The sequence below is a fragment of the Tsukamurella asaccharolytica genome, from assembly GCF_007858435.1.
Lineage (GTDB): Bacteria > Actinomycetota > Actinomycetes > Mycobacteriales > Mycobacteriaceae > Tsukamurella > Tsukamurella asaccharolytica.
On sequence record NZ_VIGW01000001.1, the window covers coordinates 620,155 to 641,366 of the forward strand.

At 67.6% G+C, this 21,212-nt stretch carries 24 protein-coding genes; 11 read left to right on the forward strand and 13 right to left on the reverse strand.

Annotation, left to right across the window (positions count from 1 at the left end):
• Positions 1–2 precede the first annotated feature (2 nt).
• Positions 3–1,376 (forward strand): flavin monoamine oxidase family protein, encoded by a 1,374-nt coding sequence (locus FK529_RS02925; protein WP_146559388.1) that lies wholly within the window; start codon positions 3–5, stop codon positions 1,374–1,376.
• A gap of 103 nt (positions 1,377–1,479) precedes the next feature.
• Here the strand turns inward: FK529_RS02925 and FK529_RS02930 are convergent, their stop codons facing one another.
• The 8 genes from FK529_RS02930 to FK529_RS02965 are packed head-to-tail and all read right to left on the reverse strand — an operon-like array spanning position 1,480 to position 8,072.
• On the reverse strand, positions 1,480–2,676 hold the full coding sequence (locus FK529_RS02930; protein ID WP_146559390.1) for an acetyl-CoA C-acetyltransferase: 1,197 nt from the start codon (positions 2,674–2,676) through the stop codon (positions 1,480–1,482).
• Between the two features lie 7 nt (positions 2,677–2,683).
• A complete protein-coding gene (locus FK529_RS02935; RefSeq protein ID WP_231702889.1) occupies positions 2,684–3,499 on the reverse strand; it encodes an alpha/beta fold hydrolase in 816 nt (271 codons plus the stop codon).
• A complete protein-coding gene (locus tag FK529_RS02940; RefSeq protein ID WP_438947169.1) occupies positions 3,492–4,106 on the reverse strand; it encodes a 3-oxoacid CoA-transferase subunit B in 615 nt (204 codons plus the stop codon). The genes FK529_RS02935 and FK529_RS02940 overlap by 8 nt, the downstream gene beginning before the upstream one ends.
• Positions 4,107–4,147: 41 nt before the next feature.
• Positions 4,148–4,840 carry a 3-oxoacid CoA-transferase subunit A gene (locus FK529_RS02945; RefSeq protein WP_146559395.1) on the reverse strand — a complete coding sequence of 231 codons (693 nt, stop codon included), beginning with the start codon at positions 4,838–4,840 and terminating at the stop codon, positions 4,148–4,150.
• Positions 4,837–5,139 (reverse strand): muconolactone Delta-isomerase, encoded by a 303-nt coding sequence (gene catC, locus FK529_RS02950; protein ID WP_146559397.1) that lies wholly within the window; start codon positions 5,137–5,139, stop codon positions 4,837–4,839. Before catC ends, FK529_RS02945 begins: the two co-directional genes overlap by 4 nt.
• Positions 5,139–5,993 (reverse strand): catechol 1,2-dioxygenase, encoded by an 855-nt coding sequence (gene catA, locus FK529_RS02955; protein WP_146559399.1) that lies wholly within the window; start codon positions 5,991–5,993, stop codon positions 5,139–5,141. The genes catC and catA overlap by 1 nt, the downstream gene beginning before the upstream one ends.
• A 58-nt stretch (positions 5,994–6,051) precedes the next feature.
• Positions 6,052–7,152: a mandelate racemase/muconate lactonizing enzyme family protein gene (locus FK529_RS02960; protein WP_146559560.1), complete on the reverse strand. Its 1,101-nt coding sequence runs from the start codon at positions 7,150–7,152 to the stop codon at positions 6,052–6,054.
• Positions 7,153–7,169: 17 nt separating this feature from the next.
• Positions 7,170–8,072 (reverse strand): LysR family transcriptional regulator, encoded by a 903-nt coding sequence (locus tag FK529_RS02965; RefSeq protein WP_146559401.1) that lies wholly within the window; start codon positions 8,070–8,072, stop codon positions 7,170–7,172.
• 195 nt (positions 8,073–8,267) lie between these two features.
• On the opposite strand from FK529_RS02965, the gene FK529_RS02970 reads away from it, so the two are divergent.
• Positions 8,268–8,825 carry a nuclear transport factor 2 family protein gene (locus tag FK529_RS02970; protein WP_146559403.1) on the forward strand — a complete coding sequence of 186 codons (558 nt, stop codon included), beginning with the start codon at positions 8,268–8,270 and terminating at the stop codon, positions 8,823–8,825.
• Here FK529_RS02970 and FK529_RS02975 read toward each other — a convergent pair.
• Together FK529_RS02975 and FK529_RS21035 are read right to left on the reverse strand one after the other, a co-directional pair.
• Positions 8,792–10,105 carry a sensor histidine kinase gene (locus FK529_RS02975; RefSeq protein WP_438947164.1) on the reverse strand — a complete coding sequence of 438 codons (1,314 nt, stop codon included), beginning with the start codon at positions 10,103–10,105 and terminating at the stop codon, positions 8,792–8,794. The two genes, FK529_RS02970 and FK529_RS02975, sit on opposite strands and share 34 nt — an antisense overlap.
• Before the next feature lie 6 nt (positions 10,106–10,111).
• A complete protein-coding gene (locus FK529_RS21035; RefSeq protein WP_438947165.1) occupies positions 10,112–10,306 on the reverse strand; it encodes a PAS domain-containing protein in 195 nt (64 codons plus the stop codon).
• Positions 10,307–10,500: 194 nt separating this feature from the next.
• Here FK529_RS21035 and FK529_RS02980 point away from each other — a divergent pair, with 194 nt between their 5' ends.
• From FK529_RS02980 to FK529_RS03005, 6 genes are all read left to right on the forward strand, one after another.
• On the forward strand, positions 10,501–11,673 hold the full coding sequence (locus FK529_RS02980) for an acyl-CoA dehydrogenase family protein (RefSeq protein ID WP_146559405.1): 1,173 nt from the start codon (positions 10,501–10,503) through the stop codon (positions 11,671–11,673).
• Between the two features lie 36 nt (positions 11,674–11,709).
• Positions 11,710–12,066, forward strand: coding sequence for a hypothetical protein (locus FK529_RS02985; RefSeq protein WP_146559407.1), 357 nt, complete (start codon positions 11,710–11,712; stop codon positions 12,064–12,066).
• A 29-nt stretch (positions 12,067–12,095) separates the two neighbouring features.
• On the forward strand, positions 12,096–13,406 hold the full coding sequence (locus FK529_RS02990; RefSeq protein WP_146559409.1) for an aromatic ring-hydroxylating oxygenase subunit alpha: 1,311 nt from the start codon (positions 12,096–12,098) through the stop codon (positions 13,404–13,406).
• On the forward strand, positions 13,403–13,894 hold the full coding sequence (locus FK529_RS02995) for an aromatic-ring-hydroxylating dioxygenase subunit beta (protein WP_146559410.1): 492 nt from the start codon (positions 13,403–13,405) through the stop codon (positions 13,892–13,894). The genes FK529_RS02990 and FK529_RS02995 overlap by 4 nt, the downstream gene beginning before the upstream one ends.
• Positions 13,895–13,902: 8 nt before the next feature.
• Positions 13,903–14,661, forward strand: a complete 759-nt coding sequence (locus FK529_RS03000) for an SDR family NAD(P)-dependent oxidoreductase (protein ID WP_146559412.1) — start codon at positions 13,903–13,905, stop codon at positions 14,659–14,661.
• 84 nt (positions 14,662–14,745) lie between these two features.
• Complete coding sequence (locus FK529_RS03005) at positions 14,746–15,693, forward strand: PDR/VanB family oxidoreductase (RefSeq protein WP_146559414.1); 948 nt, start codon at positions 14,746–14,748, stop codon at positions 15,691–15,693.
• Positions 15,694–15,770: 77 nt separating this feature from the next.
• Here the strand turns inward: FK529_RS03005 and FK529_RS03010 are convergent, their stop codons facing one another.
• Genes FK529_RS03010 through FK529_RS03020 form a run of 3 tightly spaced genes read right to left on the reverse strand, consistent with a single transcriptional unit; the run spans position 15,771 to position 18,092 of the window.
• Positions 15,771–16,427: a response regulator transcription factor gene (locus tag FK529_RS03010; RefSeq protein WP_146559416.1), complete on the reverse strand. Its 657-nt coding sequence runs from the start codon at positions 16,425–16,427 to the stop codon at positions 15,771–15,773.
• Complete coding sequence (locus tag FK529_RS03015) at positions 16,424–16,726, reverse strand: hypothetical protein (protein WP_146559418.1); 303 nt, start codon at positions 16,724–16,726, stop codon at positions 16,424–16,426. The genes FK529_RS03010 and FK529_RS03015 overlap by 4 nt, the downstream gene beginning before the upstream one ends.
• 46 nt (positions 16,727–16,772) lie before the next feature.
• Complete coding sequence (locus FK529_RS03020; protein ID WP_231702890.1) at positions 16,773–18,092, reverse strand: amidase; 1,320 nt, start codon at positions 18,090–18,092, stop codon at positions 16,773–16,775.
• A gap of 164 nt (positions 18,093–18,256) precedes the next feature.
• Between FK529_RS03020 and FK529_RS03025 the strand changes: the two genes are divergently transcribed.
• The 3 genes from FK529_RS03025 to FK529_RS20465 are packed head-to-tail and all read left to right on the forward strand — an operon-like array spanning position 18,257 to position 20,896.
• Complete coding sequence (locus FK529_RS03025) at positions 18,257–19,684, forward strand: MFS transporter (protein ID WP_146559422.1); 1,428 nt, start codon at positions 18,257–18,259, stop codon at positions 19,682–19,684.
• A gap of 3 nt (positions 19,685–19,687) precedes the next feature.
• Positions 19,688–20,188: a flavin reductase family protein gene (locus FK529_RS20460; protein ID WP_231702891.1), complete on the forward strand. Its 501-nt coding sequence runs from the start codon at positions 19,688–19,690 to the stop codon at positions 20,186–20,188.
• A gap of 24 nt (positions 20,189–20,212) precedes the next feature.
• Positions 20,213–20,896: a hypothetical protein gene (locus FK529_RS20465; protein WP_231702892.1), complete on the forward strand. Its 684-nt coding sequence runs from the start codon at positions 20,213–20,215 to the stop codon at positions 20,894–20,896.
• The last annotated feature ends 316 nt before the right edge of the window (positions 20,897–21,212 follow it).

The following is a 21,212-nucleotide window of genomic DNA, read 5'->3' on the forward strand; positions in this document are numbered from 1 at the left end:
TCATGCCCGATAACACTTCTCACCCCTCCGTCATCGTCGTCGGGGCCGGCTTCGCCGGCCTGACCGCTGCCCGGGAGCTCGAAGGCATCGGTGTGGACGTGCGGATCTTCGAGGCCCGCGACCGCATCGGCGGCCGGGCATGGACCGCCGAATGCTTGGGCGGACACACTCTCGAGATGGGCGCCACCTGGGTGCACTGGATGCAACCCTTCGTCTGGACCGAGATCACGCGGTACAACCAGGGCATCTTCCCGAGTCCCGACATCGACGACGCCTACTGGTACAGCCGCGGTACGGTGCATCGGGGTACCGAACATGATCTCGACACCGCCCTGAGCCGGCTGCAGGCGAAGATTCTCGAGGACTCCCGCGAGTTCTTCCCTTTCCCGCACGATCCTATGGCCATCCTCAATGACCCGGTCACCGATCCCGACCTGGTCGCCCGCTTTCTGGCGGCGGACGAAGGTAGCGTCCTCGACTGCCTGCGCAACGGCGAATACAGCGACGAGGACATCGATCTCGCCGACTCCTACTGGTCCGCCGGCTACCAGGGCAACACCGCCACAGCCTCGCCGCTGATGGCCAAACACTGGGGCGCACTCAGCGACCACCGCAGCTCGCTCATGGACGAGCAGACCCTACGGTTCAAGCTCACCAACGGAATGCGCGGGCTGTACCAGGCGATCGCCGACGACGTGCGCGCCGACATCTCGCTGAACACGCCAGTGCAGCGGATCGTGCACACTGCCGACGGTGCGGAGGTCACGCTCGTGGACGGCACCGTCGAGCGGGCGGATGCGGTCATCGTGACTGCGCCGATCGGGGCCTTGCAGCACATCGAGTTCCATCCGCCGCTGCCGGAGGAGCAGCAGGAGGTGATCTCGGATGGCACCAACTCAACCGGCTTCAAGATCTGGATCAAGGTGGCGGGGCATCGGTCCGTGATCGCCGGCGCCCCCGGTGACAACCCGATCTCGCTACTTCGCAGCGAGAAGATGCTGAGCGACGAGGACGCCACCATCATGGTGGGCTTCGGATCGAATCACGAGGCCATCGTGCTCGACGACATCGCCTCGGCGCAGCGTGCGCTGGACGTCTGGGACGCGGACCTGACCGTGCTCGACTGCGGCGGCCACGACTGGGTTGCCGATAAGTGGTCCGGCCAGACCTGGGCGACATTGCGTTCGGGCCAGTTCTTCAACGGCTGGAGCAGATTTCACACCACTGACACCCGGCTGCGTTTCGCGGGAGCCGACTACGCGAAGGGCTGGAACGGCGTCGTGGTCGACGGTGCTATCGAGTCCGGGATCTCAACCGCGCGGATCCTGCTCACCGAGCTCCGCCCCCAGCGCGGGCGGAGCTGGCCAACGGAATAGGACACGCAGCCGGATCGAGCGGCCTGGTCCGTCGCCGCTGGGCGCCACGGTCCGGGTGCGCCGGTCCGTCCGGAGGGGGGACCGGCGCACCCGGACTGCGTGTTCAGTCGAGCCGTTCGAAGATCGCGGCGATGCCCTGCCCGCCACCGATGCACATAGTCTCTAGGAGGTAGCGGCCTTCCCGGCGCTGCAGCTCACACACACCAGTGGCAAGGATACGAGCACCGGTGGCGCCCACGGGGTGTCCGAGGGAGATCCCGGAGCCGTTGGGGTTGAGCCGCGGATCATCAACCGGCAGGCCCCATTCCGCGAGAACGGCCAGCGTCTGGGCGGCAAAGGCCTCATTGAGTTCGATCACGTCCATGTCGGTCAGGGTCAGACCGGCCCGCGCGAGCGCACTGGCGGTCGCAGGAACGGGTCCGATGCCCATCTCCTCGGGTGCGACGCCGGCGACAGCCCAAGAGACGAGGCGGGCGACAGGCCGCAGGCCGCGGCGCTGCGCCGCGCTAGTCGAGGCGACGAGCGCCGCAGCCGCGCCGTCGTTCTGCCCGCTCGCGTTCCCGGCGGTGACGGTGGCCTCGGGATCGACGGCCCGTCGCAGCGGTGTCAGGGTGCCGAGCTTCGCGCGGTCGACGTTCGGCCGTGGATGCTCGTCGGTGTCCACCAGCCCGCCGCCGGTGGCGACGGGGACGATCTCGGCGGAGAACCGACCCTCTCGTTGGGCCGCCACAGCCTTGCGGTGCGAGGCGAAGGCCAGGTCGTCCTGCGCCTCGCGGGAGATCCCGTAGCGGCGCCGCAGATTCTCGGCGGTCTCGATCATCCCACCCGGCACGCGGTGCCGGTGCCCGCCGGCTGTGACGCGCGCGCGGGCGAGGCGGTCGAGAGATTCGCCGGGCGGTGCATCCTTCTCCCAACGGGGCGTGAGGGTGTAGAACTCGGACCTGCTCATTGATTCGACGCCGCCGGCGATCGCGATCTCCGCTCCGCCCGTGGCGATCTGGCCGGACGCCGCGATCACGGCCTGGAGGCCGGACCCGCACCGGCGGTCAACCTGCTGCCCCGGGACGCCGATGCCGAGACCCGCGTCGAGCGCCGCAATGCGGCCGATCGCGGGCGCCTCGCCGTTGGGACCGGCCTGCCCGAGTACGACGTCGTCGATCACCTCGGGATCGACACTCGTCCGCGAAATCAGCTCGCGGATCACGCCGGCAGCCAGGGTCTCCGGCGGGACCTCGCGGAGCGCGCCGGTGAACCGCGCGACGGGGGTGCGGAGCACCGCGCAGAGGACGATGTCGGTCATGGTGCGTTCAGGACCTTTCGGGAGAGAGGAAGGGGAGCAGGACCGCGTCGAATCGGTCCGGCGTCTCGAGGCTCGGCGTGTGGCCGGCGCCGCCGATCACGTGCGGATCGCCAGCGCCCAGGGCCTCGGCCAGGCCGACCCCCAGGACGCCCCGATCGAAGGCGTCCTCCGCGCCCACAACGACCGCGGCGGGGCGGGTGAAACGCTCCGCGACGACGGTCAGATCCCGGCGGTCCGCGCGCCCCCGGAGAGCCGCGGCGGCACCCGCGGCGGGCGCCGCGGCGATCATGGCGCGCGCCGACGCACACGCCTCGGGGCGCGAAGCGACGGAGGTCGGCCCGAGGACGACGGGGAGGAACTCCTCGCCGTACGCGGCGGTGCCCTCGGCCTCCAGCCGGTCGGCGAGGGCATGCCGCCCCTTCCGAACCTCGTCAGTGTCGAGCCAGGCGAACGTGTCACTGAGCAGCATGCGGGTCAGCCGGGGCCCGGCCACGTCGGCGAGCTCGAGGGCGACCTGTCCGCCCATCGAGTAACCGACCGCGGCGAAGGTGCGCGCGCCGAGCGCGTCGAGAACGTCCAGAGCGGCCTGCGCGTGGTGCTCGAGGGGGATCGTGCGGCCCACCGGTGCAGTGTCGCCGAACCCCAGGAGGTCGACCGCCACGGCGCGGTATCCCGCAGCGGCGAGCGAGCGCAGCTGCGGCTCCCACATCCGCCGGGAGAACAGGAACCCGTGCAGCAACACGACCGTGGGCGCCTGATCGCCGTCGGAAGCCGTGGAGGCACCGACGGGACCGTGCCGGGTGGCGACGATCGGATCAGCCACGCGTGAGCCTCGCGAGCAGTTCCCGGGCCGGCACGCCGAAGGTCTCGGCGATCACGGCCCCCGCAGGGCCGCACTCGATGATCGCCTCCGGCGTGTACACCCGGTTCACACAGCCGACGCCGGTGAGCGGGTAGGTGCAGGACGGGACCAGCTTGGGGCTGCCATCCTTCGCGAACAACGTCATCATCACCAGGACTTGCCGGGCGCCGGTGGCCAGATCCATGGCGCCGCCAACAGCAGGGATGGAGCCGGGTGCGCCGGTGCTCCAGTTGGCGAGATCGCCGCCGTACGAGACCTGGAATGCGCCCATTACCGCGTAGTCCAGATGACCTCCGCGCATCATTGCGAACGAATCGGCGTGGTGGAAGTACGCGGCACCGGGGAGCTCAGTCACGGGCACCTTGCCCGCGTTGGTGAGGTCCAGGTCGATATCGTCGCCTTCGGCCGCGGGCCCCATGCCGAGCATGCCGTTCTCCGTGTGCAACACCACACCACGCGCGGGGTCGAGGTGGTCCGCGACCGTGGTGGGCTGCCCGATGCCCAGATTGACGAAAGAGCCGGCGGGAATGTCTGCGGCGACCCGCGCCGCCAACGCAGCCTTACCCATCGGATCGGTGTGCTCGATGACATCGTCGGCCACCGCGGCGGTCATCGTGCGCCCGCCACGGCCAGGCGGCGTGCGGGCACCGCGACGATCCGGTCGGGGTAGATGCCCGGAGTGATGACACTCTCGGGATCCAGACCGCCTACCTCGACGATCTCCTCGACCTGGACCGCGACAAGCTCGGCTGCCGTTGCCATTACAGGACCGAAGTTCCGAGCCGTTTTGCGGTACACCAGGTTCCCCGCCTGATCTGCCCGATGCGCGGCGATGAGCGCGAGGTCGGCACGGATGGGGAGCTCGAGGACGTAGGTGCGCCCATCGAGCTCACGCACCTCCTTCCCCGCGGCGAGCGGCGTTCCGACTGCCGTGGGACAGTAGAAGCCCCCGATGCCCGCGCCAGCGGCGCGGATCCGTTCGGCGAGGGTGCCCTGCGGCACCACCTCGAGCTCGATCTCGCCCGCCGCGTACAAGCCGTCGAAGACCCACGAATCGGACTGCCGGGGAAACGAGCAGATCATCTTGCGCACGCGCCGTGCCGCGAGCAGCGCCGCCAGCCCCTGGTCGCCGTTGCCGGCGTTGTTGCTCACCACCGTGAGGTCGGTCGCTCCGTTGTCGATCAACGCCTCGATCAGGTCGAAGGGCATGCCCGCGAGACCGAAACCGCCCACCAGAATCGTGGCGCCGTCGGCCACCCCCGCGACGGCCTCCGCCGGGGTGCCCACGATCCGGCTGGTCACGACTCGCCGCCGTCGGCGAGCGCAACATCCGAGGGGTGCGTCGCCAGCGGCGTCACCTCCACGGTCATCCACTGGAACAGAGGTAGGCCCCAGAGGATCTCGTGCAGACGTTCGTTGTCGGCCACGTCGAAGACCGAAATGTTCGAGTACTGGCCGACGATCCGCCAGATGTACGGCCACTCGCCGCCGCGTTGCAGCTCTTGGCTGTACGCCTTCTCCCGCGCGATCGTCTCCGCTCGCAGCTCGGGATCGATGTCATCCGGGATCGCGACGTCCATCCGGACGGCGTACAAAGGCATCAGACGGTCTCCGGGTCCAGGGCGAAGTCGTACACCACGGTCTCCCCCACGCCGTCCTCGGCGGGCTTCGGGTCGAGCATCAGCTCGGGCTTGACCGCCGAGGCGATGTCGTCCCCGATGTGTGGGTCGCCGGGGAAATACAGTTGCGCCGTGAGGAGGTCCTTGCCGGGAGCAGAGACTTTGAGGTGCAGGTGCGCTGGGCGCCACGCGTGCCAGCCGGCAGCCGCGATCAACTTGCCGCATGCGCCGTCGGTGGGGATTTGGTACGGGGCGGGCCGCACCGTGGTGATCTCGAAATCGCCGTTGTCGTCCGCTGTCACGACGCCGCGCAGGTTCCACTCGGGCAGCCCGGGAGCATACTGGGAGTAGAAGCCGTGGGCGTCGGCGTGCCAGATCTCCACCTTCGCACCGGGAAGCGCATTCCCGTCGAGGTCGCTGACCCGACCGGAGAACACCAGCGGGGTGCCGGCCTCGTCGGCGCGCATGGGAAGGGTTCCGCGCGAGCCCAGGTCGGGCGCGCCGGGCACGTAGTACGGGCCCTCGATAGTGCCCTTGTTGCCCTTGTGGTGCGCGTTGTTGACCTCTTCGACCACGTGCTCGACCCAGACGTCCAGGAACAACGGCCATTCACCGTCCTGGCCCACATTGATCAGCCACGCCTTGAGGGCGTCGTACTCCTCGTAGGTCAGCTTGTGACGGCGGACCACATCGTGCACCGCGGTGATCACCTCGGTCGCGAGCTGCGAGACACGCTCCGGCGGCGTATCCGCCACGGGAGCCTGCTTGCTTAGGAAGGCGGCAGTGGCACCGGCGCCGGACTCGGCGGCCTTCGCGTCGAATTCGGAAGTGGTCATGATGTTCTCCTTGCTCTGCGGGCTGATGTTTCCTGAATGAAGGGTGGGTGGGCCGCCGTCAGGCGAGCCGGTAGTGCGCCAGTTTGTCGGGGTCAACCGAGACGCCGAGCCCGGTTCCGGCGGGCACGGCGAGCTCACCGTCAACGATGCGCAGCGGCTCGGTGAGCAGGTCGTCGGCCATGTCGAGGAAGTTGGACAGTTCCCCGGCGCGGGCGCTGGTCGCCTCGTGGGCCGCACCGAACGCCAGGGTGCAGGCCGTGCCGAGCTGCCCGTCGATCTGGTTGCCCATGACGACCTCGACACCGAGACCGGTGGCGAGGTGCAGGATCTCCTGGGAGCTGGTGAAGCCGCTGCGCGCGGTCTTGATGGAGATCGCGGTCGCGCTGCCACCGAGGAGCTCACGGGTCACCTCCGCGGGGGTGGTTACGGACTCGTCACCGACGAACGGCATGCGACAGTTCGCGACCAGCCGGCGCCGTCCCAGCACATCGTCGGCCGGACACAGCTCCTCAGCCAGGGTGAGGCCCGTATCGCTGAGCAGGTCGAGCGCATACTGCGCTTCCGACGCGGTCCACCCCCGGTTCCCGTCCATATACAGTTCTGCCTTGTCGCCCAGTGTTTTCCGTAGCGCGCGCACCACCTCGACATCCAGTTCGACGGGGCGGCGGCCGACTTTGACCTTGAACGTGCTGATGCCGTACCGGTCGGTGATCTCGCGTGCCTCGCGAGCCATCGCGGCGGGTTCATCGAAGCCCAGCATGTGGCAGACGCGCATCCGGTCGGTGAAACCGCCCAGCGCGCGGCTCACCGAGACGCCCCAGGCCTGTCCGAGCACGTCCCAGACCGCCATGTCGATCGCGGACTTCGCCGCGGGGTTGCCAACGGTCCGATGCATCCGCTGCTTCGCGATCTCGCGTTCACCGGCGTCGAGCCCTACGAGTGCGGGCGCGAAGACCCCGTCGATGACGGCGACGATCCCGGCCTGGGTCTCACCGTAGGTGAACGGGCGCGGAGGAGCATCCGCGTAGCCGACGAGCCCACCGGCGGTCTGTACGCGCACGAGCACGTGGTCCGCATGAGTCACCTGGCCGGAAGCGAACTTCAGTGGCTTGACGTAGGGGATCCGGTAAGGGATCGCCTCGATCGCAGTGATCTGCAGGTCGGTCGCGCCGGGGCTCATGCCGCTGCCTCTTCTTCGGTGAGATCGGCGGACCCAAGGGCCTGCAGGACTCGGGCCAGGAGCGGAGAGTCGTCGCCGGCCCGCCACGCGATCGCGAGCTCCACCCGCTCGGTGTCAGGCACGGATTCGAAGCGGACACCGGTCAGCCGCACCGAGCTCGCGCTGCGCGGGACGAGCGCGATGCCGAGGCCGGCCGCGACGAGAGCGAGCAGAGTCGACGTCTGAGCGACCTGATGCGTCCGACGCGGCGTGAACCCCGCCGCGGCGCAGGTGCGAACCACCGCCCCGTCGACCACGGATCCGGTGTCGGCCGGGTAGGTGACGAAGGACTCGTCGTGTAGATCGGCCACGGTGACGTTTCGGTCGCCGATGAACCGGTGTCCGTCCGGGAGGGCGAGAATCAGTGGCTCGCTGAACAACACCCGGTGGTCGATGCCGGCGACCGCGACCGGGGTACGCAGCAGCGCCAGGTCGAGCCGGCCGTCGGTGAGTGCCGCCGCCTGGATCGGGGTGAGGAGCTCCGTCTCGATCGCGAGCTCTACGTCGGGCAGCTCTGCCTTCAGCCGCCGCACCACGCGGGGCAGCACTCCGTACGAGGCCGAGCCGGTGACACCCACCCGAAGCACCCCGCTCGCGCCCTCGCCGATGAGCCGAGCGCGGCCGACCGCGTCTTCGAGCTCGGCGAGCAGACTTCGCACCTCACCGGCGAACACGCGCCCGGCCTCCGTGAGCTGCACCTGCCGGGTGGTTCGCTCGAACAGCGGAGTGCCGATGTGATCCTCGAGCTGGCGGACCGTGCGCGACAGGGCCGGACCCGCGATGTGCAGCCCATCCGCCGCCCGGCCGAAATGCTCGGTCTCCGCGACAGCGAGGAACTGCCGTAGATGCCGCAGCTCCATGGCGCCCTCCTCAGTGTGATCCGTATCTCACTTCACACAGTAGAGCGACGGATTGAGATGCACCAGGACCTATTTGGTCTGGATTGAGTGTCAACAGGCAATAATCTGGAAGGGGTCGATTCGGGTCACCACGGACGTAGCGTGGAGGCGCGGCGGTCGTCGGCCGCCGACATCCGCCTACGACGAGGAGGGCCCGTGAGCGACGCGGAGGCCATCGAAGAACTACGACGGCGCGTGGAGCGGCTGGAATCGGAGGCGGAGATCCGCCGGCTCCAGGCGCGCTACATGTTCCTTTGCGACACGCCGTGCCCCGAGTTCGGCATCACCGATGACGCGGCCCGGATCGACGCGATCCTGGCGCTGTACACGCCCGACGCCGTGTGGGAGGGCGTCGGGGAGTACTACGACGGGCAGTTCGGCCGGGCCGAGGGTGCCGGCGCGATCCGGCGACACTTCGAGCGGTTCTGGGGCGAGAAGAGCGACCCCACTCTCGTGCTCAACGCGCACTACCTGACCTCTGAGCAGATCCACGTGCGCGACGACGAAGCGGACGGGCAGTGGATACACATGCAGCCGTGGTTGTTCTCCGACGGCACGGGGCTTCTGCGCTCGAGCCGACTCAACAACGCCTTCCGGCGGATCGACGGACGCTGGTACATCTCGCGGACGCGGACCGAGAATGTGTTCATCGCTCCCCTGCCCGACCGATTCGCGAGCGACTACCCGTCTGCGTCCGTGCTGCTTCGCCCCTGATCGGGGTCGAGCAGGGGTAACCGGATCGTCGCGACGGTCCCCGTCGGCGAGTTCTGCTCGTAGCGCAGCTCCCCGCTGTGCCGCTCGACGATGTGCTCGGAAAGGATCAGCCCGATGCCGGCACCGTCGCGTTTGGTGCCGAAAGCGCCGGTCGCGAGACGGTCCCCTTCGGAGGCGGCCACGGCGCCCGGCATGCCGCTGCCGCGGTCGATCACGGACACGCACGCGGTCCGATCCTCGGCGAACACTCGAACGGTCAGTCTCTTGTCAGCCACCGACGGCTGAACGATCTCGTCGATGGCGTTGAAGCAGAGGTTGATGATTACCTGGCCGATCAGTACGCTCTCGCCCTCGATGGGCAACTCGTCGGGGTGGGATTGCACCTCCAGTTCGACTCCCCGCTCTGCCGCCCGGAGGCGGACGAAGTAGAGGCTCTCGTCGACGGTCGTCCTGAGGTCGATGGTCGCTTTCGTGCTCTCGATCCGGCGGACGTAGCGTTTGACAGACGCGACGATCTCGCCCGCCCGCGACAGCTGCTTGGCGATGGCGTCCAGGCCGTACGACAGGGCATCGGGTGGCAGGGCGCCGTCGACGGTCCGGGCCTGCAGGCCGCGGAGGAAGTTCATTCCGGCCGCCAGCGGCTGTCCCAGTTCGTGCGCCAGGATCATCGCCATGTCTCCCATGGCGTTGTACCGGCTCAGGTATTGCAGGTTCGCTTGCTGGTAGGCGTGCGAGCGCTCCAGCTCGACGCGGTCAGTGACGTTGCGCACGGTGAGGACCAGCGACGTGATCCCGTCGTGCGCGACGCGTTCGAGTTCGCCCGCCAGCCAGGTGATCGCGCCGGACGGCGAGACCACACGTTGTGTGACGTTCACCGACCCGGTGCCAGCGACCAGCCGGGCGGTGACGGTGGGTGATGAGGGGCGCGGTTCGCAGTCGCCGAGTTCCTCGATGCCCACGCCCATGAGTTCGTCGGCGGAGCGGCCGAAGAGCCTCGCGGCAGCGGGCGAGATGTCCTCGATCACACCGTTGGTATCGAGGACGACGATGCCCGCGGCCGTGTAGGTCATCAGGCGCTGGAGAGAGTCGGAGACGCGGTCGAGCTCCTGCTGCAGCTCCATCGCCGCTGCAAGGCGGAACTCGACCATGATCACTGGCCGCGCCTCGAACCGGACCAGGGTGGCACTCGCATCGGTGAGGAAATCCTGGCCCGACTTGGTGCGGTACTTCCACTGCCGGCGGCTCGTCCCGTGGAGCACGGCGTCGTGCAGCCAGCCCACGCCGACCTAACGGCGGAACTGCCGCTCCTGGCTGCTCATGTGGTGGGCCTTGAGCGGCGTCAGTTCCTCCAGCGTGAAGCCGAACATCCGCTGCGCAGCGGGGTTCGCCCAGAGGATCTCCTTGGTCGCCGCATCGTGGATGAGGATCCCGGTGGACGTCCGCACGACCATTTCGAGGGCATCGTGCTGCGTGGGAAACATCGTCTCTCCTCCGGATCCCGACCGTGCAAAGACGGGCGCGGACCACCGTAATCACGGAGATCCTGCCGCGACGATAGGTGATTGCCTTAGTCCGCCCGCAGGAAATGCGGATACCGCTCCCCTGCCGGCGTCCTTAACGTGGTCCACATCACGTCCAGCCCCGCGGACAGTCCACACAGGAATCGGAGATGCCCATGGCTACCAACCAGGCCCGGGTCCGCGTCAGCGCCGCCCCTGCCGGCGCCGAACGCGACCGCGCGTTCGAGTACGCCCTGGAGGTGCTGGCCGAGCGGCGCGACGAGTTCGCAGCCCAGCACTACGTACCCGGCGACTACATCGATCTGCTCAAGCGCACGGGCCTGTTCCGGGCGGCGACGCCGCAGCGATTCGGCGGTGAGCCCCTGTCGCCCTCCGCCTTCATGCGCCTCGTCGAGCGGGTGTCGGAGGTGGACCCCGCGACGGGGTGGGTCGCCAGCTTCGGCTCCGCCACGAGCTACTTCTCGGCCCTGCCCGTGGAGTCGCAGGAGCGGGTCTACGCCGACGGCCCAGACGTCGCGTTCGCGGCCGGGATGTTCCCGATGCAGACGGCGGAGTCCGTCCCGGGTGGTTACCTGGTGTCGGGTGAGTGGCAGTTCGCCAGCGGTTGCAAGGGGGCGGACCTGCTCGGCATGGGCCTCGCCGGCGGCCCCGAGACCGAGGGAAAGCCGCTGACCGCCTTGGTGTCCCCCGACGACGTGGAGATCGTGGAGAACTGGGACGTGGCAGGGATGCGCGCCACCGGCTCGCACATCGTTCGGGCCGAGCGCGTCTTCATCCCCGCGGAGATGACCTTCGTCCGAGGCGGCACGCCGACAATCTCGGAGCCGCTGACGCGATACCCGATGCTCGCCTACGCGGCTCAGGTCCTCGCCGTCGTCACCCTCGGTGCTGCCCGTGGTGCGCTGCAATACGCGGAGAAGGCAGGAGCAGCCAAGACCTCCATCACCGGTGGCGGGGGCAAGGGTGCGCGACCGACCTATCAGATCGGCTTCGCACGGGCCGAGGCGTCGCTGCGCTCGGCCCGCGCGTTCTTTTACGAGATCACCGACGAGGTCTGGGACCTCGCGGTCCGCGACGAGGAGATCACGGAGCGGCATAGGACCCTGCTGCGACTGGGCGCGACCACGGCGGCACACGTCGGCCGTCGAGTGATCATGGACGCCTTCGACCTCGCCGGCACCGGCGCGATCTACGTGAAACACCCCATGCAGCGGTTCCTGCAGGACGGAATCGTTCCCGCCCAGCACGCCATGCTCGCCACCGCGACGTACGAGGCGGCCGGCGCCGTCCTTCTCGGCATGCCAGCCGGGATCCCCAGCTTCCCCTGAGCCTCAGCCCTTCCGTACCGACGAGAGAGAGATCCCGTGTCACCACTTCGAACCCTGTTCTGTTTCGGAAACAACCAGAACTTCTTCGACCTGCCGAAAGCCGATATCGGCCCCGTGTGGGTCGGTGTCTCGACGATGCTCACGAACCTCAAGAACATGGACGGGGTCGAGGTGATCGGCACCTTCGACGACGACGCGCACATGGTCGGCCCCTCCGACGGCTGGCCCTGGACCTGCTACGTGCTCGCGGACGTCCGCGACCAGGAGACTGTGCGCGATGTATGTAATCTTCTGCGCACCACCATGATCGGAGAATACGCCTTGTGGCGCTACCTCAAGGTGGAGGCGCGGATGGGGCGCGAGCTCACCATCCGTGACGACGTCGAAGTCTGAGGATCGAGAAGCGTAAGGAGAGTAGGCCAATGACCAGCACCGAGAAGCGCGAGGCTTCGGCGTACGCCGACCTGGTCCAGGAGGACCGCGTCGCAGGACAGCTGTACACCGATCCCGAGATCTACGCCGAGGAGTTGCGCCGGATCTTCGACCGCACCTGGGTGTGGGTGGCGCACGAGAGCGAGATCCCCGAGTCGGGCTCGTTCAAGACGACGTGGGTCGGTGACCAGCCGGTCATCGTGAGCAGGGACCGCAAAGGGCAGTTCCACACGCTGCTCAACCGCTGTCGGCACCGCGGCGCCACCGTGTGCGACCAGCGCAGCGGCAAGGCGAACGGGTTCACTTGCCCGTACCACAACTGGTCGTACGCACTCGACGGCCGGCTGCGCGGCATTCCGTACCCCGACGGCTACGAGGGCGTGGTGGACAAGAAGGACTACCCGCTCAAGTCGCTGCGGACCGAGAGCTTCCTGGGGATGATCTGGGCGACGTTCAATCACGACGCCGAGCCCCTCACCGACTTTCTCGGCGATGCGAAGATCTGGATGGAACGTTTCCTCAAGCAGTCCAACGGCTTCCCGACCAAGGTGATCGGGACTCACAAGTTCCGGTTCAACGGCAACTGGAAGATCCAGCTCGAGAACACCACCGACGGCTACCACTTCCCAATGGTGCACAAGTCGTGGATGACCTCGGTCGACGCGGAGACGGCGAACATGATGTCGTTCATGGACGATCCCGAGGCCGTGACCCACGCCCTCGGCAACGGGCACAGCGTCGCCATCATGGCGGCGGCCCACGCCGACCTCGATGTGGACGACGGCGAAGAGGAGGTACAGCCGCGATTCCAGCATCTCGTGGACGAGCTGGAGGCCGCCGGAGAGGAGCCCGCTCGGATCCGGCGATACATGCGGTCCATGCACGGTAGTGGCTTCAACCTCAACATGTTCCCGAACATCGCCATGTCGTCCTCGTTCTTCCGGGTGTTGATCCCGATCGACGTGAACGTAACCGAGGTCTGGCACATGGCGATCGGCATGGACGGTGGCCCCGAGTCGATCAACCAGGAGCGCCTGCGGATCCACGAGCACTTCCAGGGTCCGTTCGGATTCGGCAGCCCCGACGACGCCGAGGGCTGGGACCGCGTCCAGATCGGTGCCGGCGGCGATCCGCGAATGCCGATCCTGGTCAACCGCGGCGAAGGACGCGAGAAGCCTTCGGACGAGGGCTGGCCCACGTCGCACGTCACCGACGAGACCGGGATGCGCGAGTCGTACGCGATGTGGAAGCGAATGATGGAACAGCCGCTGCCGGCTGCGGACGGAGGCGAGAAGCGATGAGCGACCTGATGTTCGCAGACCCGCGAGTGCTCCGGGCGATCGAGCTGGCCTGGCACGAGGCGAAACTCCTCGACGACAAGAACTACGAGGCGTGGCAGGAGCTATTCACCGATGAGGGGCTCTACATCGTCCCGATCGATCCCGAGACGGATGACTTCGCCGGAACGTTGAACATGATCTACGACGACAAGCGGATGCGCGCGCTGCGTGTCCAGCGGATGATCCAGGGATACTCACCGGCCGCGGTGGCCGCTGCGCGGACCGCGCGCATCGTCTCCCGGTTCTCTGTCACGTCCGTGGACGACCATCGGGTGGTGCTCCGCGGAGCACAGCTCCTCAGCGCCTTCAAGCGGAACGAGTTCATCACGATCGGCGCGGACGTGGAATACATCATCGCCCTGCGCTCCCATGGTGACCGGATCGAACGCAAGGTGGTCCGCCTGCTCGACAGCGAGGACGCGACGCGCGCCTCCGGGTATCTGGTGTAGGGGAGACGATGACTGACGAGAACACCGTCTCGGGGATCGCCGTGGTCACCGGTGCCGCCGGCGGCATGGGAGAGCGCATCGTTCGACGGCTGCACGCCGGCAACCACCGGGTCCTGGTGACGGACATCGACCAGGCCGCCGCGGAAGGTCTGGCTGCGGAGCTCGACCCATCTGGCGCAACGGCCCGCGGGTTCCGACTCGACGTGTCCGAGAGGGCCGGGTTCGAGAACGCGCTCGCGGAGACTCGACGGCACTGGGGCACCCCCACTGTGCTGGTCAACAATGCCGCGGTCACCCAGGCCGCCGATCTGATGACCCTTCCGCAGGATGCCTTCGAGCGGGTGCTCACCACGAACGTGAACAGCGTCTTCTTCGGGTGCCAGGTGATCGGCGGCGCAATGGCGGACAAGGGCTACGGGCGGATTGTGAACATGGCCTCCCTCGCAGGCCAGAACGGCGGCACTGCGACCGGCGGCCACTACGCCGCCTCCAAGGGCGCGATCTTGACGGTGACCAAGATCTTCGCCCGTGAACTCGCCGCCCGCGGGGTCACTGTGAACGCGATATCGCCCGGCCCGCACGATCTTCCGATCGTGCATCGAACAGTCCCGGCGGAGAAGCTGGACGACGTGATCGCGGGGATCCCCGTCGCACAGCTGGGGGATCCGGGCTTCGTCGCGAAGATGGTCGAGTTGCTGGCAGCCCCCGACGCGGGCTTCGTGACCGGCGCCTGTTGGGACGTCAACGGGGGCTTGTACGCGCGGTGACAGCGCGCACCGCCCGCTCCCGAGTCCTCCGGGGGGCGAGCGGATCGAACGCAAATATCCAACCCTCAGCTCCAGGAGTACGCCATGACTTTGATCGACGTCACCGTCGCCGAGATCGTTGAAGAGACCCCGACGATCAAGTCCTTCCGACTGGTGCGATCCGACGGGACTCCGCTGGGGTCCTACATCCCGGGCGCCCACATCGACGTGGTCGGGCCGACGTCGATCACGCGTCAGTACTCGCTGTGCAGCACCCCCGAGGCGCCGGATTCCTTCACGGTGGCCGTCAAACGTGAGGACGATTCGCGGGGCGGCTCCTCCGCTCTGCACGAGCTGAGGGTGGGTGACAGGCTCCAGATCAGTGAGCCGCGTAACGTTCTCCGCATCGAGGACGACGCCGCGTACCACATTCTCATCGCGGCGGGGATCGGGATCACCCCGATGCTGAGCATGGCCCGGTACATGGACGTGCACGACATCCCGTTCGAACTTCACTATTTCGCCCGCACGGCAGAGCAGGCGGCCTTCCTGCCCTTGCTGCAGGAGCGGTGCCCGGAGAAGCTGCACGCGAACCTGGGGATCAGCCGAGACGCGCAGGACACCGCGCTCGCCGCCCTCGTAGCGGCAGCCCCGAGAGGCTCGCACATCTACATGTGCGGCCCCGATGGCTTCATGGACAAGGTCATGGCCGCGGCGGAGAAGTGGTTTCCCGCGACCGCGATCCACTCCGAACGGTTCCATGCTGCCGAGGTCGACGACTCCGACAACCGCGAGTTCGAGGTCGAGCTCGAGGGCGAGGTATACACCGTGCCGGCCGATCGCAGCATTGTGGAGGTGCTGCAGGAGAACGGCTGCGACGTCGACACCTCCTGCCAGGAGGGCATCTGCGGAACCTGCATCATGCAGGTCCTCTCCGGAACACCGGAGCACCGCGACAACGTTCTCACAGCGTCCGAGAAGGACGCCGGTGAGACCATCGCGGTGTGCGTGTCGCGGACCAAGTCCGACCGAATCGTTCTCGACTACTACTGAGGTCTCGGAGATCGCACAGCCGACCGCTACCGATGACCGGCAGCGCGGTGATTCGCGCCCGGTGCCGACTCGATCGCCTACTCTTCGACGTTATCGCCGGGTATCACGACGTCGAATCGAAGGATATCCCGGACCAACGTGCTGATGGACTCCGCTTCCGTCTTCGCCTTGATCCGCGCGCGGTGCACATCGACCGTCTTGACACTCATCTCGAGACGCCGTGCGATGTTCTGGCTCGGCAGCCCTTCGACGACCAGCGCGAGGATCTCCCGCTCGCGGCGCGTCAGCAGCGCGACCCGCCGCTGTACCGCCCGCTGGCTGGAGAACTCCGTGAAACTCTCCGCGGCCTTCTGCATTCCGGACTGGACCGTATCCAATAACCGCTGCGGGTCGTACGGCTTCTCGAGGAAGTCGATAGCGCCCGCCTGCAGGACGGATACCGACATCCGGATATCGCCGTGCGCGGAGACGAAGATGATTGCCGCGTGCGGGGCGATGTCGTTGAGAGTCTCCTGCAGCCGCGTCCCGCTCGTCTTCGGCATCCGCACGTCCAGCACAATGCAAGCCGGGGTCGTGCCGTCGTACTGCTCCAACAACTCGTCGGCGCTGTGGCAGATGACGGGCCGGATGCCGATGCTGCCGAGGAGCCAGTCGACCGAATCGCACAGCGCGGGGTCGTCGTCCACGACGTAGACCGTGACGTCCGTGGCGTTCGCAGGTTCGGAGGGGATCATCGCGCGCCTGTCGCCGACGCGTCTTCCCACCCCGCGTCGGCCGTCCAGTAATCCTGGCCGGCCGCGCTCACGCAATGAGTCCAATCCGATAGCCGCCGCAATTGCGGCTCCTCCCGGCGAACCGACTCGTCCGCCGCATCCGGCCCATCGGCCTCGACGGTCCAATGGACCCAGTTCACTTCGCGGCCGTGACGGTCGTGAACGAAGAGATCAACATGGTGCCATCCGTAGTTGAACGTGTCCTCGTAGCAGGTGAGGAACATGCGATGATGTTCGATCGGTCGCGGTGTGAGCAACATGATGGCGATCCTTTCGCGGTGAGTCCGGTGGGCCTGCGGGAATCCGTCAGACGACGGTCGATCCGAGTCGCTGCTCGAGGGCCCGGGCAACGGCGAAGATCGCGCCCTCGCCGCCCCCGACCCCGATCACCTGCAATCCGAGCGGCATACCGTCGTCTGTGCGCGCCCCGGGCACGGTGATCACTGGGCATCCGAGGAGTTGCCAGGCGCGGCTCAACACGGGGGAACCCGTGGCCCCGAGCCCCTTCGGTGCGGGCCCAAGCGCCGCGGGGCCGACTATCACCGCGTGGTCGCCGAGCGAGTCCGCGACCATCGTCCGCGACCGGTCCCGCCGGACCAGAGCCGCTCGATACGAGTCCGTCGACACCCCCGCTCCGGTGCGGAGCAGTTCCAGCAGAGATGTGCTCAACCGATCCGCGTGATCCCGGGCCTCCGCGGCGCGCGTCCGGGATGCCTCGTAGGCCATCACGGCCACCTGATCGTCCGTCAGGGTTCGGATGTGGTCGTCCCGCTGCAGAGCCGTGGTGGTGACTCCCACCTCACCGAGCACCACAGGCAGCGTGTCGAGCAGATGACGCATGTGGGCCGACAAGGTGTCGAGCGAACTTCCGGACCAGAGACGTACCTCCACGCCCGCGACGGCGGGGACGGCGAGCGGCTTGCCCGTGAAGGCTTCGTACACGTACTGAAGGTCGGTGATCGTTCTCGTCAGGAGTCCGAGGGAGTCCAGCGAAGGGCTCAAGCCGGTGATCCCTGAGGTATCCGTGCTCCCGTGGGCCAGAACCATTGCCGCCGCACCGCAGAACGACGCCGGGCGCGTCAACGACCCCGCGGTCTGCGTCCCCAGCGCGAAGGGAAGGGTGCCCGAACCGACCGCGGCCGCCGAGCCGCTCGACGACCCACCCGGGGTGTGGTCGACGGCGTGGGGGTTGCGGGTGGCCCCCGGGCGGAAGTAGCCGAACTCGGTGGTCACCGTCTTCCCTTGGATCACCGCACCGAGAGTGCGCAGGCGATCGACGCACGGGGCATCAAGGGCGGCCGGCTCGTCCGATGTGATGTCTGATCCCGCACGCGTTGGCATCCCGGCGACGTCGATCAGGTCCTTGACGCCCACCGAGAGCCCGGCGAGCGGCAAAGAGTCGCCAGCGTCGGAAATACGGCGGTCGACTTCGCGCGCATCAGTCTCGATCGCGGGCGAAAACCCTACCCACGCACGGAGTTCCACCTCCCTGTCCTCGATCAGGGTGCGCACGGCGCCCGCCGAATCCTGGGCCGAAACGATGCGTGAGCGGACGGCGTTGACCTGCGCCCGGACCGAGCGGCTGTGCACGGGTCGCGCGATGGGGTTGGGCTGCGGACTGGTCACCCCTCCAAGTCTTACCCGATGTGACATGGATTACCAGTAAGGGTTTCCCTCCTATCTCGTTAAGTGATCCCGGTCATATTTTGGTGCCATCGGCTCTCCACAGAGACGATCGGCGCAGCTCCAGCCCAGCGGCGCCGTTTCCACCCGGAAGGCCCGCAGAAATCATGAGTCAATCCGTCACGTCCACACCCGCATTCTCGAGATTGTCGCCGACAACCGGTACCCGGTCCGCCTGGGTCGTGGTCGCGATGCTGGTGTTGTTTCAGGTCATCGCCTTCGCGGACAAGGCAGTCCTCGGACTCGTGGCGTCGCGCGCCATCCCGGACCTCGGAATCACCTCCGTCGAGTTCGGTTTCATCGGGAGCGCATTCTTCTTTCTCTACTCGATCGTGTCGATCCTCACCGGCATGATCGCGACACGTGTTGCCGTGAGCTGGGTACTCCTGACACTCGGACTGATCTGGGCCGTCCTGCAGTTCCCCATGCTGCTCGGCGGCGGCGCCGCCGTTCTGCTCGTGACGCGCATCGTGCTCGGCGGCGCCGAAGGGCCGGCCACCGCGATGTCACTGACCTCGGCCCACTCGTGGTTCGCCCCGAACCGCCGCGCGCTCCCGTCGAACCTGGTGGCTGCCGGCTCCGCGCTGGGACCCGTCATAGCGGCACCACTCCTGACAGTGGTCATCGTGGCCTGGGGATGGCGCTGGGCGTTCGGCGTCCTCGGCATCGTGGGCCTGGTGTGGACCATCGGCTGGTTCCTGCTCGGCGGCGACGGCCCCTTCGGGCAGAAGCGCGCGCCGCGACACGGAAGCGAAGCCGATGTCGCCGGCGCTGCTGCGCCTTCCTCCGAAGCCGGCGGCGGGGACACGATCGACACTCAGCGACCAGTACCCACGCTCCGCATCTTCCTGAGCCTGACATTTCTAGCGGCGGTCATCGGCGGCGGCTCGAACTTCTTCGTGCAGGGTTTCCTCACCACCTGGCTGCCGCAGTACCTCGGCACCGTGATCGGACTCAGCACCGAGGCCGTCGGCATCGTCACCGTCGCCCCGTGGGTCGTCGGCGCGGCGCTGTTGGTGGGCCTCGGTGCCCTCGGGCAGCGCCTGATGGCGCGCGGCGCCACCGCACACACCGCCATCGCGGTGCCATTCGGGATCGCAGCACTCTTCGCCGGCACGGCGTTCCTCCTCGTCCCCGCGACCGCGGGTCCCGTCGCTGTGGCGTTCCTCTCGGCCGCAGCCGGGTGCAGCATCGTCTACCCGATGGTCGCCTCGGCACTGGCCTACGCCGTTGGCGCGCGGCAGCGGCCGTTGGTCCTGGCGACCCTGGGAGGAATCGCCTCGGTGGGCGCGGTCATCTCGCCGACTTTGGTCGGCTGGCTCATGGACCGAGCCGGATACACCGCGCCTCCCAAGGGCAGCGCACCGTCGTCCGCAATGGCGGAGGCGATGGCCACGGGAGTGAACCAGGCATTCACTCTCACCGGCGTTCTACTCATCCTCGGCGGAGCGCTCTGCATCGCCTTCCTCCGGCCCGAACGGTTCGGGGCGAAACTGCAGGCGCTCACCGAACCCAGGACCGAAACGAAGGAGTGACGCATGGCCATCGACTCGACACGTGAAAACACCTGCGCGGCCGACGTTCTCGACGGTCTCCGGCTGCGGGAGGTGATGGGGCACTATCCGACCGGGGTCGTGGTCGTCACCGGGCTCACAGCTGACGGAGAGATCCTCGCCATGGTTGTCGGGACCTTCAGTTCCGTCTCCCTCGATCCGCCGCTCGTGTCCTTCATGCCGATGCGCACGTCACGCACCTTCGACCGACTTCGAGAGTGCGAGACGCTGTGCATCAACGTCATGGGTGGCGGTGAGGAGGAAGTCGTCGCGACGATCGCTCGGCGCTGGGAGAACAAGCTGGACGGCATCGGATGGAAGCCGGCGCCGTCCGGGGCACCCGTTCTCGACGCCTCAATCGCCTGGCTGGAAGCATCGATGTCCCAGATCATCGAGGCTGGCGACCACTGGATCGTCCTGTGCGAGGTCCACGAGGTGGAGGTCAACGATCCCGTCCCGCCACTGATCTTTCTCCAGGGCGGATAAGGGACGTTCGTCTGCAGTTCTCTTGTGGCACGCCTGGACCACTCCATGGCGCCGATCGCGGAGGCACTCGCGGGCCTGCGGCCGGACGTCGAACGCCTTGCACACGAGATCGGCTGTGAAGTAACCGTCTTCACGGAAGTGGGTCAGGACGAGATGGCGGCCGTCATCTCCGCGGCTGCGCCGGGAGAGAGCCACAGCACCAACCTCGCCAACCGAATTCCCTTGGTCCCGCCACTCGGCGACTCCGTCGTCTTCGATCGCGGCGCCGACGCCCAGGACCGGTGGTTGCGCCGCCTGGGAAAGGTGGACCACGAGGTCGTGGACCGCTGCCGAGCGCGGCTCGACTTCCTCCGGGAACACGGATGGGTCCTCGCCTTCCTGCCCGACGGTGCGGTAGATGCCGCACAAGCGTACGAGGCCGTGAATGCTGCTACCCGCAGATATGATTCGCCGAACGTCACGCCCGCCCACGAGCGGCGGGTCAGGGAAGCGATCACCAGCGCCGGGATCGACTACACGCCGAAAGCCGTCGAGGCCGACGGCACGTACAACGTTGCGTCCATCGTCGTCCCGATGCGTGACCATTCCGACGCCACAACGTTAACCCTCCGTCTGGCGCGGCTTCCACTCAATGCAACCGGCGCCGAAGTGACGCGGTGGATCGAGGCAGCCAAGGAGGTTGCAGCCAACCACAGCGGCTCCGCGTAGCCCGGAGCGGCCAGGCCCTCGGCGACCTCGGAGACGACATGAGGATGCGGCGGCTGCGCCGATAGGTGATCGTCGGCCCACCGCGACGAAGCCGCGGCGCCCACGCACTCATCGCACCGAACGCCGATCATCCGAGTGCTCCCGCAGCCAGTCCGTCAGCAGCGAGGAGCGATGCGAGTGGATTCACCGGCACCACGCTACGGGGTGGGTGATTCGGGCACCGTGCGACCTGAGCGCGAGCCGGACCGTGGTCCCCACGAGGGCGAACATCGCCGCGATCGTGCGCTCACTGCATTGGAAATAGCCGTTCCAGAAA